Here is a 13,496-nt window from a genome sequence, read left to right as displayed (position 1 = left end):
GGGACGCAAGGCCGCAATCACGAGTTGCGGCGCCGGCCAGCAGGCATGCAACTCCCCGCCGCCCGCGCGCCTATCCGGCCGCGCGGCATCGGCGCCCATGTTCCTGTTCCCGCGCTACCCGTCATGTCGTTCAGGCTTTACCTGTCGTTTCTCGCTGCCTCCGCCGTTCTCGTCTACGCTCCCGGCCCCGTCAACCTCCTCACCATGAACCAGGCGCTACGCGCCGGCTGGCGCCGCGCGCTGCCGTGCGTCTGGGGTGGCACGCTCGCCGTGCTGCTGCAACTCGCGCTGACCGCGCTGTGCCTGAATTCGCTCGTGCATCTCGACGAGCGCGCGCTGACCGTGCTGCGCTGGGCCGGCGCGGCCTACCTCGTCTGGCTCGGCTGCAAGCAATGGCTCAGCCGTGCGCCGGCCGGCGCGCCCGCCGCCTCGACCGGGCCGGCCGGGGCAACCCCGCCGGACACCGACTCGCACCGCGCGCTGTTCTGGCGCGGCCTGGCAACCTCCGGCCTGAATCCGAAGACGCTGCTGTTCTTCCCGTCGTTCTTTCCGCAATTCATCAGCCCGAGCGCCGACTGGAGCCTGAACCAGCAGTACCTGCTGCTCGCGGCGACGTTCGCGGTGCTGTTCGCCGGCGGCGTCGCGTCGATGGCGCTGTTCTCGCACCGGCTGAGCCGCGCGCTGCAGCGGCCTGCGCGGATGCGCGCGATGAACCGCGTCACGGGCGGGCTGCTCGTCGGGATGGGCGCGATCATGGTCGGCTGGAACTGAAAGCGACCGGGCGGCGGCTTCCTGGCGGCCGCCGTCAACGCCCCTCGAAAAAGCAGCCGATTGCCGAATGCTTTAGGGTAGCGGCTGGTTCGTTGGACATGCCCGGCCAGCCGGGCGACTGGATGAAGCCCCTCACTACCCGCCTGCGGCGCGTGTTCGCGCCCATCGGCCTGCACTGGTATCTCGCTCTCCTCCTCGCGCTCGACGCGCTCATGGTGCTGCTTCCCGTCGTCGAGCACGCAAAGCTCGGCGCGCATCACGCGTGGCTCGCCGATGCGCTGAACCTCGTCGACAACGCCGGGCTCGTCGTGTTGCCGCAAGTGGTCGTTGCGGCCGGCCTCGCGACGATGGCCATCGGCATCGTGCTGCGCGCCCGCGTCGCGTGGGTGCTGTCGATCCTGCTGCTGGTCGCGGCCGCCGCGATCAGCGTGCTCGGCGGCTATCGCAGCCACGCCGTGTTCGTCTATACGGCCGTGCTGGCCGTCACACTGCTGTACTACTGGCGGCACTTCGACCGCGCGAGCGTTGCCGCGAGCAGCTTGTTCGCGTTGCTGAGCATCGTATCGCTGCTGATCTACGCGACCTTCGGCGTGCTGTATCTCGGCGACCAATTCACGCCGCCCGTCCACGATCTCGCCACGGCCGTCTATTTCTCGATCGTATCGATGTCGACGGTGGGTTACGGCGACATCGTTCCGCACGCGCCGACCGCGCGCCTGTTCACCGCGTCGGTGATCGTGCTCGGCATCACGGTGTTCGCGACGTCGATCAGCGCGGTCGTCGGCCCCGTGATCGGCGGCAATCTGAAACGGATCGTCAAGGGAGGCATTTCGAACGTGATCCGCAAGCATCATTACCTGATCGTCGGCGCGACCCCCGTCGCGCATGCGGTGCACGACGGGCTGCGCAAGCGCGGCTACGCGGTGACCGTCGTCGTGCCGGCCGGCGTCGAGCACAACTATCCGGCAACGACCGACCTGATCGTCGGCGATGCGACCGACCACGCGGTACTGGAAAGCGCCGGCGCGGCAACCGCGCGTGCGGTGCTCGCGCTGCGCTCCGACGACGCCGAGAACGCCTTCATCATCCTCGCGATCCGCGAGATCGCAGCATCGGTGCGCACCGTCGCGCTCGTGAACCACCAGCGCAACCTCGAACGGCTGCGCCTGCTGAAACCCGACATGGTGTTTTCGCCGCAGCAGCTCGCCGGCGAACTGCTGGCCAGCACGCTCAACGACGAACCCGTCGACAAGTCGGTGATCTCGCACCTGCTGTTCGGCACGGCCGACGCCGCATGACCGTGTGACCCTGCGCCCCGGTCAGGCCGGCGCACGCCGGCTACAATCGCGCGATGTCCGAATTGTTCACTTACGGCTGCCTGTTCGCCGTGTCGATGGTTGCCGCGACCCTGTTGCCGCTCCAGTCCGAAGCCGTGCTCGCCGGCCTGCTGCTCGCCGGGCGCGAACCCGTGTGGGCGCTGGTGCTCGTCGCGAGCATCGGCAACGTCGCCGGCTCCGTGATCAACTGGGCGCTCGGGCGCGGCATCGAGCACTTCCGCGAGCGCCGCTGGTTCCCCGTCAAGCCCGCCGCGCTCGCGCGCGCCGAACGCTGGTATGCGCGCTACGGCCGCTGGTCACTGCTGCTGAGCTGGGCGCCCGTGATCGGCGATCCGCTGACGATGATCGCGGGCGTACTGCGTGAGCCGCTGCCGACCTTTCTCGTCATCGTGACGATCGCGAAAGTCGGCCGTTATCTGGCCGTCGCGTGGCTCGTGACGCATTGACACCCGCGTCTCGCCGCAGCCCCGCGCGACACCCGCACCTGCCGGCGCCACCATCGACGGCGCGCCGCTAAAGATTTCGCCGAAGTTGCCGTATTAACCGGTTGACCAGCGGTGACGCGTGCGTTCCGCCTCCTCTCCCTCCCCACTCAGGATGTTGCATGAGATTGACCCAATTGGGCCGGGTGAGCGTCGGCGCGCGTCTTGCGGCGCTGGCGTGCGCGCTCGTCGCCCTGCTGTTTACCGTTTTCGCGTGGACGCTCGCGCATTTCGCCGGCCGGCAGCTGGCTGAAGAAGCCCACATGCGGATCGTCGACAAGGAACAGTCGATCCGCGCGATGGTCGACCTGTTCGACAAGGCGCTGTCGGCCGAAGCCAACCGCTCGATGTCGCTGTTCGCGAGCTTCCTGCCGCCCGATTTCTCGCTCGACCCGGCGCGCACCGTCGACATCGGCGGCGTCGCCGCGCCCACCCTCTACGCGGGCGGCCAGCCGCTCGACCTCGACTATTCGATACCCGACCAGTTCCTGGAGAAAAGCGGTGCGATCGCGACGATCTTCGCGCGCGACGGCGACGATTTCGTGCGCATCACGACGTCGCTGAAGAAGCAGGACGGCGCGCGCGCCGTCGGCACCAGGCTCGACCGCGCCGGCCCCGCGTACGCACCGCTCGTCGCCGGACGCAGCTACACGGGCCTCGCGAAGCTGTTCGGCCGGCCGTACATCACGCAGTACAAGCCGGTGACCGATGCGACCGGCCGCGTGATCGGCGCGCTGTTCGTCGGCCTCGACATCGGCGCCGAGCTCAAGCTCGTCGAGGACGGCATCCGGTCGCTGAAGATCGGCGACAACGGCTACTACTTCGTGCTCGATGCATCACAGGGCCCGTCGCGCGGCACCTTCGTCGTGCATCCGGATGCCGACGGCCAGCCTGCCGACGAGACCCGCGCGCCGTACGCACAGATGCTCGCGGCCGGCCAGGGGCGGCTCGCGTACACGTCGACCGACCCGGCCGCGCACGACGGCGGGTCGACCGCAAAATTCGTGTCGTTCACGACGATTCCGCAGTGGCAGTGGCTCGTCGGCGGCATCGCGCTCGACGACGAACTGCTGGCCACCATGCGCGCCACCCGCAACCGCTTCCTGATGATCGGCGCCGTGCTCGTCGCGGCGTTCGCGACGCTGTTCGTCATCGTGGTACGCCGCGTCGTGAGCCGGCCGCTCGATGCGGCGGCACGGGCCTCCGAGCGCTATGCGGCGGGCGATCTCAGCGTGCGCATCCGTGATGGCGCGGCCACGCGCGGCAAGCCGGGCGACGACGAGATCGGCCGGCTCGTGCAGGCGGTCGACGGGATCGGCGACGGCCTCGCGCGGATCGTCGCGCAGGTGCGCAACAGCTCCGCCGACATCGCGCGCGGCACGGTCGATATCGCGGCCGGCAGCAGCGACATCGCCGCTCGGATCGCGACGCAAGCGAGCAGCGTCGAACAGACGGCAGCCAGCATGGAACAGATCACCGCCGCCGTGCAGCAGAGCGCCGAGCATGCGGCGCAAGCCAACGCGCTGGTCGCGGACGCATCGGCTGCCGCGACGAACGGCGACGCCGCGGTGCAGCGCGTGGTCGCGACGATGGACGACATCGGCCGCGCGACCCGCCGGATCGCCGAGATCACGGGCGCGATCGAAGGCATCGCGTTCCAGACCAACATCCTGGCGCTGAACGCGGCCGTCGAGGCCGCCCGTGCCGGCGAACACGGCAAGGGCTTCGCGGTGGTCGCGGCCGAAGTGCGCGCGCTCGCGCAGCGCAGCGCGGCCGCGGTCAAGGAGATCGACGCGCTGAGCAGCGAATCGTCGACGACCGTCGAGCAGGGCTACCGGATCGCGGAGGCCGCACGCGGCACGATGCGCGACATTGTCGCGCGAGTCGACCAGGTCCGCACGCTGATCGGCGAGATCAGCGCCGCGTCGCGCGAACAATCGACCGGTATCGAGCAGGTGAACCTGGCCGTCACGCAGATCGGCGACGCGACGCAGCAGAACGCGTTGCTGATCTCGGACGCCGAACGCGCGGCCGTCGCGCTGCGCGACCAGGCCGCGCACCTGTCGGACGCGGTCAGCGTGTTCCGGCTCGAGCGGAATGCGTGACGGAGTACGGATGATGGCCGGCGACGGCCGGTGCATCGCCTACTTCTTGTCGCCGCCCGCCAGGTCGATCGCCTTGTCCGATCCCACCGCATTGCGCAGCTGGAACTTCTGGATCTTCCCGGTCGACGTCTTCGGCAGCTCGCCGAACCGCACGGCCTTCGGCACCTTGAAGCCCGCGAGCAGCGCCTTGCAATGCGCGACGATCTCCTCCTCGGTCGCGCTTGCGCCTTCACGCAGCTCGACGAACGCGCACGGCACCTCGCCCCACTTCGGGTCGGGCATCGCGACGACGGCCGCGACCGCCACCGCCGGGTGCCGGTACAGCGCATCCTCGACCTCGATGCTCGAGATGTTCTCGCCGCCCGAGATGATGATGTCCTTCTTGCGATCCTTGATCCGGATGTAGCCGTCCGGCATCAGCACGGCGAGATCGCCGGTATGGAACCACCCGCCGTGAAACGCCTCGTCGGTCGCCTTCGGGTTCTTCAGGTAGCCCTTCATGCAGATGTTGCCGCGGAACATGATCTCGCCGAGCGTCTCGCCGTCGGCCGGCACCGGCGCCATCGTGTCGGGATCGAGCACCGTCGCGCCCGCTTCCAGGTGATAGCGCACGCCCTGGCGTGCATTGAGCCGCGCGCGCTCCTCGTCGCCCAACGCCTCCCAACGCGACTGCTTCGCACACACGGTCGCCGGCCCGTAGACCTCGGTCAGCCCGTACACGTGCAGCAAGTCGAAGCCGATTTCCTTCATCTTCGCGATCACGGCCGGCGCGGGCGCGGCGCCCGCGACCATCGCGTGCACCGTGTGGTCGATCCCTTCGCGGAACTCGGCCGGCGCGTTCGCGATCGCGCTCTGTACGATCGGCGCGCCGCAATAGTGCGTGATGCGTTCGCGGCGGATTAGGTCGAACACCGTCTTCGCGTCGAACTTGCGCAGGCAGACGTTCACGCCCGCGCGCGCCGCGACGGCCCACGGGAAACACCAGCCGTTGCAGTGGAACATCGGCAGCGTCCACAGGTAGACGGCATGCTTCGGCATGTCCCATTCGAGGATGTTGCTGATCGCCGCGAGATACGCGCCGCGATGGTGGTAGACCACGCCTTTCGGGTCGCCGGTCGTGCCGGACGTGTAGTTCAGCGCGATCGCATCCCATTCGTCGGCGGGCGGCGTCCATGCGTAGTCGGCGTCGCCGCTTGCGACGAGCGCCTCGTAGTCGGTCGCGCCCGCGAAGCGCGCGGGATCGGCCGGCATCGCGTCGGCCACGCTGACGATCTTCAGGCCCGGCACCTCGAGCGCCGCGCGATGGGCGAACTCCGCGTATTCGGTGTCGACGATCAGCACCTTCGCCTCGCCATGCCGCAGCATGAACAGCACCGACGACACGTCGAGCCGCGTGTTGATCGTGTTCAGCACGGCGCCGGCCATCGGCACGCCGAAGTGCGCCTCGACCATCGCCGGGATGTTCGGCAGCATCGCCGCGACCGTGTCGCCGCGTTCGACGCCGAGCCGCGCGAGCGCGCTCGCCAGTTGCTTCGCGCGCGTGTAAGTCTCGCCCCAGGTGCGCCGCACGTCGCCATGCACGATCGCGAGGCGCTCGCCGTAGACTTCGGCCGTCCTGACCAGGAAGTCGATCGGGGTGAGCGGCACGTAATTCGCGTCGCGGCGGCCGAGTCCGGCCTCGAACATCTGCGTCATGATCCTGTCTCCCGTGTCCTGTCGACCGGGGCGCATCCACCCCGAATCGTTTTGATGTGGTTCAATTGCCGACAGCCTAACGGGCGCTATTGTGAGCCGTCTGTCATCGAAACGACAGAGTGCCCGTCACGCGCTGCGCGTTATCCCTATCCTCGCAAACCCGCACCCATGCACGACCCACTCGCCACACCGCCCGACGCGCCCGCCGACCCGGCCGATGCCCTTGCCGAACCGGGCCGGCTGCCGGCGCTCGCCACGCTGTTCGGCCAGTGCGCGTGGTTCCGCACGCTCGCGCCCGAGCACCAGGCGCTCGTGCTCGCGCAGTCGCACGTCGAGCAGTGCGAGGCCGGCGCCGTGATCGCCCATCGGCTCGCGCCATCCGAATACTGGATCGGCGTGCACCGCGGGCTGCTGAAGCTCGCCATCTTCAATGCGTCGGGGCGCGGCTGCACGTTCTCCGGCGTGCCGTCGGGCGGCTGGTTCGGCGAAGGCAGCGTGATCAAGCGCGAGCTGCGCAAGTACGAGGTCGTCGCGATCCAGCGCTCGACCGTGCTGTTCGTGCCGGTCGACACGTTCCATGCGCTGCTCGACACGAGCCTGCCGTTCACGCGCTTCGTGATCCACCAGTTGAACAACCGGATGGGCGAATTCATCGCGTCGATCCAGAACAGCCGGCTGCTGGACGTCGACGCACGCGTCGCGCAGTCGCTCGCGCAGCTTTTCAACCCCGACCTGTACCCGGACACCGGCCCGTCGCTGTCGATCTCGCAGGAGGAACTGGGGATGCTCGTCGGCGTATCGCGGCAACGGATCAACCAGGCGCTGCAGCAGCTCGAGAAGCTCGGCGCGCTACGGCTCGCGTACAACCAGATCGACGTCGTCGATCTCGGTGCGCTCGCGCGCGTCGGGATGGAGCAGATCTGAGCGCGGACCGATGAACGGAATCGCCGCCGACGCAGCACGCCCGTCCGGTATCGCGGCCGTTTTCCGGCCGCTGCGCCGCGCGGCGTTTCCTCTGCCGAATCGGCAATCGGCCGCCGCGCCCCAACCTGACAATTCCGCCAGTTTCGCGACAGTAACCCGTTCCACGCCGACGCCTATCATTCGGGTTCCATTTACCCACGCCTGATCACCGCCTGTCCCGCCGCCTCCATGTGGATCGTCAATCTCGCGCTCAGGCGCCCCTACACGTTCATCGTCATGGCCATCATGATCGTGCTGGCCACCCCGCTTGCGCTGATGCGCACGCCGGTCGACGTGCTGCCCGCGATCAACATTCCCGTGATCAGCGTCATCTGGAATTACAGCGGCTTCTCCGCGACCGAGATGACGAACCGCATCACGTCCGTGCACGAGCGGATCCTGACGACGACCGTCAACAACATCCAGCACGTCGAATCGACGTCGCTGCCCGGCATCGCGGTCGTGAAGGTGTTCCTGCAACCGGGCGCGAACGTGCAGACGGCGATCGCGCAGACGGTCTCGTCCGCGCAGGCGATCGTGCGGCAGATGCCGCAAGGCGCGACGCCGCCGCTCGTGATCACCTATTCGGCGTCGAGCATTCCGGTGATCCAGCTCGGGCTGTCGAGCCAGACGCTCAGCGAACAGTCGCTCGCCGACATCGCGCTCAACTTCCTGCGCCCGCAGCTGATCACGGTGCCGGGCGCGCAGATTCCGTTCCCGTACGGCGGCCGCACACGCGTGGTCGCGATCGACCTCGATCCGCAGGCGCTGCTCTCGAAGGGGCTCACGCCCGCCGACATCGTCAACGCGGTGAACGCGCAGAACCTCGTGCTGCCGACCGGCACCGCGAAGATGGGCCAGACCGAATACCGGATCGACACGAACGCGTCGGCCGACACCGTCGCCGACATCAACAACCTGCCGGTCCAGACCGTCAACGGCGCGACGACCTACCTGCGCGAGGTGGCTTCGGTCCGCGACGGCTTCGCGCCGCAGACCAACGTCGTGCGCCAGAACGGCCAGCGCGGCGTGCTCATCTCGATCCTGAAAAGCGGCGATGCGTCGACGCTCAAGGTCGTGTCGGACCTGAAGGCGCTGCTGCCGAAGGTGATCCCGACGCTGCCCGAAGGGCTCACGATCACGCCGCTGTTCGACCAGTCGGTGTTCGTCAACGCGGCCGTCCAGGGCGTGATTCACGAGGCACTGATCGCCGCCGTGCTGACCGCGATGATGATCCTGCTGTTCCTCGGCAACTGGCGCAGCACGCTGATCATCGCGATCTCGATCCCGCTGTCGATCTTCACGTCGCTGATCGCGCTGTCCGCGCTCGGCGAGACCATCAACATCATGACGCTCGGCGGGCTCGCGCTCGCGGTCGGGATTCTGGTGGACGACGCGACCGTCACGATCGAGAACATCGAGCGGCACCTGCATCTCGGTACCGACCTGCACGACGCGATCCTCGAGGGCGCGGGCGAGATCGCGGTGCCCGCATTTGTGTCGACGCTGTGCATCTGCATCGTGTTCGTGCCGATGTTCTTCCTGACGGGCGTCGCGCGCTACCTGTTCGTGCCGCTCGCTGAAGCCGTCGTGTTCGCGATGCTCGCGTCGTACGTGCTGTCGCGCACGCTGGTGCCGACGCTCGCGATGCTGCTGTTCCGCCCGCAGCAGGCGAGCACCGGCCCCGATCACGCGACGTCGCGTTTCGCGCGCATCCATCACGCGTTCAACGACGCGTTCGAGCGGCTGCGCGCGTGGTACATCGTGCTGCTCAGCATCCTGCTGGTGCGCCGCCGCTTCTACGCGATGTGCTTCCTCGGCTTCTGCGTGCTGTCGACAGGCCTCGTGTTCGTGCTCGGCCGCGATTTCTTCCCGAATGCGGATTCGGGCAACATCCGGCTGCACATGCGCGCGCCGACCGGCTACCGGATCGAGGAAACCGCGCGCCTCGCCGACCAGGTCGAGCGCGTGATCCGCGAAACCGTGCCGCCCGACGAACTCGGCGCAATCGTCGACAACCTCGGCCTGCCGGTGAGCGGCATCAACCTGTCGTACAGCAACGCGGGCACGATCGGCACGCTCGACGGCGAGCTGCTGATCGCGCTGAAGCCCGGCCACCGCCCGACCCAGCACTACGTGCAGGCGCTGCGCACGGTGCTGCCCGAGCGTTTCCCGGGCGTCGAGTTCTTCTTCCAGCCGTCGGACATCATCACGCAGATCCTCAACTTCGGCCAACCGGCCGCGATCGACCTGCAGGTGCTCGGCAACGATCTCGCGAGTAACATGACTATCGCGAGCAGCCTGATGAAAAAGTTCAGGCAAATCCCCGGCGCCGTCGACGTGCACGTGCTGCAACGCAACGACGAGCCGACCCTGCTGGCCGACATGGACCGTACGCGCATGCAGCAGCTCAACCTCTCCGCGCAGAACGTCGCGCAGAACATGCTGATTTCGCTGTCCGGCAGTTCGCAGACGACGCCGTCGTTCTGGATCAACCCGCGCACCGGTGTCCAGTACCCGCTGCAGATCCAGACCCCGCAATACAGCATCTCGTCGGTCGACGACCTGCTCGGCACGCCGATCTCGGCAAGCGGCCGCACGGGCATGCCGCTGCAACTGCTCGGCAACCTCGTGCAGGTGCGCAGCACCGCGAACCCGGCCGCGATCACGCACTACAACATCCGCCCGGCGATCGACGTGTACGTCAGCGTCGAAGGCCGCGATCTCGGCGCGGTCGCGGGCGAGATCGACCGCATCGTGTCCGACGCGCGCGCGACGCTGCCGCGCGGCACCGAGCTGACGATGCGCGGCCAGGTCGAGACGATGCGCACGTCGTATCTCGGCCTCGGCGCGGGCGTCGCGATGGCGATCGTGCTCGTCTACCTGCTGATCGTCGTCAATTTCCAGTCGTGGCTCGACCCGCTGATCATCATCAGCGCGATGCCGGCCGCGCTCGCCGGCATCGTGTGGATGCTGTTCATCACCGGCACGCACCTGAGCGTACCGGCCCTGACGGGCGCGATCATGACGGTGGGTGTCGCGACCGCGAACAGCATTCTGGTCGTGTCGTTCGCGCGGCAGCGCCTCGAGGCCGGCGCGCCGCCGCTCACGGCCGCGCTGGAAGCAGGCGCGACGCGGATCCGGCCGGTGCTGATGACGGCGCTCGCGATGATCATCGGGATGGTGCCGATGGCGCTCGGTCTCGGCGAAGGCGCCGAGCAGAATGCGCCACTCGGCCGCGCGGTGATCGGCGGGCTGCTGTTCGCGACCGTTTCGACCTTGCTGTTCGTGCCGCTCGTGTTCGGCGGCGTGCATGCGCGGCTGGCCCGCCGGCGTGCGCGCCAGGCCGGACACTGACTTTCGTTCCACTACCCGGTTGATTTGGTTGAATTCATGGAAGAGAAACATCACAGCTCCGTCGGCATCCAGGTGGACGAACGCGGCATGCACCTGCCGACGCGCACGTCGGTGTCGCGACGCGGGAAGATCGTCCTGATCGTGATCGGCGTGCTGCTGGCCGCCGGCGCCGCGCGCACGGTGGTCGTCAACGTGCTGAACCGCAACCGGCTCGACGCGGTTGCCGAACAGAACACGCGCCAGTACGTGAGCGTCGCGCATCCGGTCGATGCGGCCACCGGCGGCAAGCTGACGCTGCCCGGCACGCTGCGCGGCTTCGTCGAGGCGCCGATCTATGCCCGCGCGAGCGGCTACGTGCTGCGCTGGCAGGCCGACATCGGCGCGCACGTGAAGCAGGGGCAATTGCTCGCCGAACTCGACACGCCCGAGCTGAACCAGGAACTCGCGCAGGCCACCGCCCAGCGCCAGCAGGCGCAAGCCGCGCTCGCACTCGCGAAGACATCGTTCGACCGTGCGCAGCAGTTGCGCCAGCGCGATGCCGTCTCGCAGCAGGAACTCGACGACCGGCAAGGCGCGTTCAACCAGGGCACCGCGAACCTCGCCGCGGCCGATGCGAACATGCGCCGCCTCACCGAGCTGAAAGGCTTCCAGCGGATCGTCTCGCCGATCGACGGGATCGTCACGCAGCGCAACGTCGACGTGGGCGATCTCGTCAGCTCCGGCAACGCCGGACGCTCGCTGTTCACGGTCGTGCAGGCCGACCGGCTGCGCCTCTACGTGCAGGTGCCGCAGGCGTATGCGCAGCAGGTCAAGGTCGGCCAGCACGTGAGCGTCGCGCAGGCCGAGCTGCCGGGCCGGACCTTCGACGGCACGATCACGCGCACGTCGGAGGCGATCGACGTCGCGACGCGCTCGCTGCAGATCGAGATCACGCTGCCGAACCCGGACGGCAAGCTGCTGCCCGGCGCGTATGTGCAGTCCACGCTGCCGATGACGCCGGTCGGCCGCCTTCAGGTGCCGGCCAATACGTTGCTGTTCCGCGCCGAAGGCCCGACGGTCGCGACCGTCGACGCGAATGGCCAGGTGCGCCTGAAACAGGTGACGGTCGTGCGCACCATCGGGCAGACGCTCGAAGTCGACGGCCCGCTCACGCCGAATGACCGCCTCGTCACGAACCCGAGCGACGCGCTCGCCAACGGCGACCCGGTGATCGTCGCGACGCCGGCCGCGAAACCGGCATCCGGCGCCGCGGAGGCGAAGTCGTGATCGCGATGCGCATCCGTCGGCGGCCTGCCGCCGTCTCCGCCACCGCCGTTGCGCTTGCGGCGGCCCTCGCCGGCTGTACGGTCGGCCCCGATTACAAGCGGCCCGACGTCGACACGCCGGCCGCGTGGCGGCTCGACCCGGCGGATTCCTACTGGCATCCGGCCGCGCCAGCCCGCGCGCCGCTCGATCCGGCATGGTGGACCGCGTTCGGCGATCCGCAGCTCGATGCGCTGGAAACCGAAGCGCTGCGCAACAACCAGAACCTGAAGGCCGTCGCCGCGCGCTACGACCAGGCGAAGGCGACGCTCGCGTCGGTCGCCTCGGCGCAGTATCCGGCCGTCGGCCTGACCGCGAGCGGCCAGCGCTTCAAGATCTCGGCCGACCGGCCGCAGACCAACTACGCGACGCAGAGCATGTCGACCGTGCAGAACGACGTCCAGGTCGGCGCGGCCGTCAGCTACGAGCTCGACCTGTTCGGCCGGGTACGCCGCAGCGTCGAGTCCGCGCAGGCGACCACCGAGCAGGCCGGTGACGATTTCGCGAACGCACGCCTGGTGCTGACCGCCGATCTCGCATCGAGCTATTTCGCGCTGCGTGAATTCGATACCGAGATCGACGTCGTCAGGCGCTCGATCGACTTGCAGCAGAAGGCGCTCGACTACGTGAGCGCGCGCCACGACCTCGGCGCGGTGTCGGGCCTCGACCTGCTGCAGCAGCGCGCACAGCTCGACGCGACACGCACGCAGGCGCAGTTGCTGCTGCAGCAGCGCGTGCAGGTCGAAACCGCGATCGCGACGCTGGTCGGCACGCCGGCCCCCGCCTTCTCGATCGCGCCGCGCGTCGTGCCGATCAACGCGCCGGCGCTGCCGGCCGGCCTGCCGAGCGACGTGCTGCAGCGGCGCCCCGACGTCGCGTCGGCCGAGCGCGCGATGGCCGCCGCGAATGCGCAGATCGGCGTCGCGCGCGCCGCCTATTTCCCGCGCATCGTGCTGTCGCCCGATATCGGCTGGGATGCGACACGCTTTGCGGGCCTGTTCACCGTGCCGGCGTTGCTGTGGTCGGTCGGCGGGTCGCTCAGCCAGCCGCTGTTCGAAGGCGGCAAGCTGAAGGCCGGCGTCGATTTCGCGCAGGCCGGTTACGTCGCCGCGCAGGCCAGCTACCGGCAGACCGTGCTCACCGCCTTCCAGGAGGTGCAGAATGCGGTCACGGGATTGTCGGTGCTCGCCGACGCCGCGCAGCAGGCCGCCGCGGCCGTCGACGACGCGCGCAAGCTCGTGTCGCTCGCGCAGGATCGCTACGCGGGCGGCCTGACGCCGTTCATCGACGTGCTGACGGCCGAGCAGCAGTTGCTGACCAGCGAGCGGCAGGCCGTGCAGATCCAGGGCCAGCGCGCGGCGCTCGTCGTGTTTCTCGCGAAGGCGCTGGGCGGCGGCTGGGATGGCCATGCCGCGGGCGGCCCCGCGCCGGCCGAGGTCGCCACCGCAGCCCCGGCGCGCCCGAGCCCTTAACCGGATTGACCG

General features: G+C 68.8%; 9 protein-coding genes. 8 read left to right on the top strand and 1 reads right to left on the bottom strand.

What is annotated here, in order from left to right:
- Nucleotides 1–123: 123 nt before the first annotated feature.
- The 4 genes from HWX39_RS12630 to HWX39_RS12615 all read left to right on the top strand — a co-directional run bounded on the left by HWX39_RS12630 (nt 124) and on the right by HWX39_RS12615 (nt 4,695).
- Nucleotides 124–771: a LysE family translocator gene (locus HWX39_RS12630; RefSeq protein ID WP_175968406.1), complete on the top strand. Its 648-nt coding sequence runs from the start codon at nt 124–126 to the stop codon at nt 769–771.
- 122 nt (nt 772–893) lie between these two features.
- Nucleotides 894–2,069 carry a voltage-gated potassium channel protein gene (gene kch, locus HWX39_RS12625; RefSeq protein WP_175968405.1) on the top strand — a complete coding sequence of 392 codons (1,176 nt, stop codon included), beginning with the start codon at nt 894–896 and terminating at the stop codon, nt 2,067–2,069.
- A gap of 53 nt (nt 2,070–2,122) precedes the next feature.
- Complete coding sequence (locus tag HWX39_RS12620; protein ID WP_175968404.1) at nt 2,123–2,554, top strand: YqaA family protein; 432 nt, start codon at nt 2,123–2,125, stop codon at nt 2,552–2,554.
- Nucleotides 2,555–2,712: 158 nt separating this feature from the next.
- Nucleotides 2,713–4,695, top strand: a complete 1,983-nt coding sequence (locus HWX39_RS12615) for a methyl-accepting chemotaxis protein (RefSeq protein WP_175968403.1) — start codon at nt 2,713–2,715, stop codon at nt 4,693–4,695.
- A 39-nt stretch (nt 4,696–4,734) separates the two neighbouring features.
- Here HWX39_RS12615 and HWX39_RS12610 read toward each other — a convergent pair whose 3' ends face one another.
- The gene (locus tag HWX39_RS12610; protein ID WP_175968402.1) at nt 4,735–6,390 is read right to left on the bottom strand and encodes an acyl-CoA synthetase; all 1,656 of its coding nucleotides are present in this window, start codon (nt 6,388–6,390) and stop codon (nt 4,735–4,737) included.
- Between the two features lie 168 nt (nt 6,391–6,558).
- Between HWX39_RS12610 and HWX39_RS12605 the strand changes: the two genes are divergently transcribed.
- The 4 genes from HWX39_RS12605 (at nt 6,559) to HWX39_RS12590 (ending at nt 13,484) form a co-directional block, all read left to right on the top strand.
- Nucleotides 6,559–7,314, top strand: a complete 756-nt coding sequence (locus HWX39_RS12605) for a Crp/Fnr family transcriptional regulator (RefSeq protein ID WP_175968401.1) — start codon at nt 6,559–6,561, stop codon at nt 7,312–7,314.
- A gap of 228 nt (nt 7,315–7,542) precedes the next feature.
- Nucleotides 7,543–10,710, top strand: a complete 3,168-nt coding sequence (locus tag HWX39_RS12600) for an efflux RND transporter permease subunit (protein ID WP_175968400.1) — start codon at nt 7,543–7,545, stop codon at nt 10,708–10,710.
- A 36-nt stretch (nt 10,711–10,746) separates the two neighbouring features.
- Entirely contained in the window at nt 10,747–11,976 is a 1,230-nt protein-coding gene (locus HWX39_RS12595) for an efflux RND transporter periplasmic adaptor subunit (RefSeq protein ID WP_175968399.1), read from the top strand.
- A gap of 5 nt (nt 11,977–11,981) precedes the next feature.
- Nucleotides 11,982–13,484: an efflux transporter outer membrane subunit gene (locus HWX39_RS12590; protein WP_175968398.1), complete on the top strand. Its 1,503-nt coding sequence runs from the start codon at nt 11,982–11,984 to the stop codon at nt 13,482–13,484.
- Nucleotides 13,485–13,496 lie beyond the last annotated feature (12 nt).

Source organism: Burkholderia sp. BCC0322 (assembly GCF_902833045.1).
In the GTDB taxonomy this organism is placed as follows: Bacteria; Pseudomonadota; Gammaproteobacteria; order Burkholderiales; family Burkholderiaceae; genus Burkholderia.
The sequence above is the reverse complement of the archived record's forward strand: the minus strand, read 5'-3'. Positions and strand labels throughout refer to the sequence as shown.

Bases quoted from the DNA above. Each gene is read 5' to 3' on its own strand.
- HWX39_RS12630 (WP_175968406.1), top strand. From the start codon at position 124: ATGTCGTTCAGGCTTTACCTGTCGTTTCTCGCTGCCTCCGCCGTTCTC.
- kch (WP_175968405.1), top strand. From the start codon at position 894: ATGAAGCCCCTCACTACCCGCCTGCGGCGCGTGTTCGCGCCCATCGGC.
- HWX39_RS12620 (WP_175968404.1), top strand. From the start codon at position 2,123: ATGTCCGAATTGTTCACTTACGGCTGCCTGTTCGCCGTGTCGATGGTT.
- HWX39_RS12615 (WP_175968403.1), top strand. From the start codon at position 2,713: ATGAGATTGACCCAATTGGGCCGGGTGAGCGTCGGCGCGCGTCTTGCG.
- HWX39_RS12610 (WP_175968402.1), bottom strand. From the start codon at position 6,390: ATGACGCAGATGTTCGAGGCCGGACTCGGCCGCCGCGACGCGAATTAC.
- HWX39_RS12605 (WP_175968401.1), top strand. From the start codon at position 6,559: ATGCACGACCCACTCGCCACACCGCCCGACGCGCCCGCCGACCCGGCC.
- HWX39_RS12600 (WP_175968400.1), top strand. From the start codon at position 7,543: ATGTGGATCGTCAATCTCGCGCTCAGGCGCCCCTACACGTTCATCGTC.
- HWX39_RS12595 (WP_175968399.1), top strand. From the start codon at position 10,747: ATGGAAGAGAAACATCACAGCTCCGTCGGCATCCAGGTGGACGAACGC.
- HWX39_RS12590 (WP_175968398.1), top strand. From the start codon at position 11,982: ATGCGCATCCGTCGGCGGCCTGCCGCCGTCTCCGCCACCGCCGTTGCG.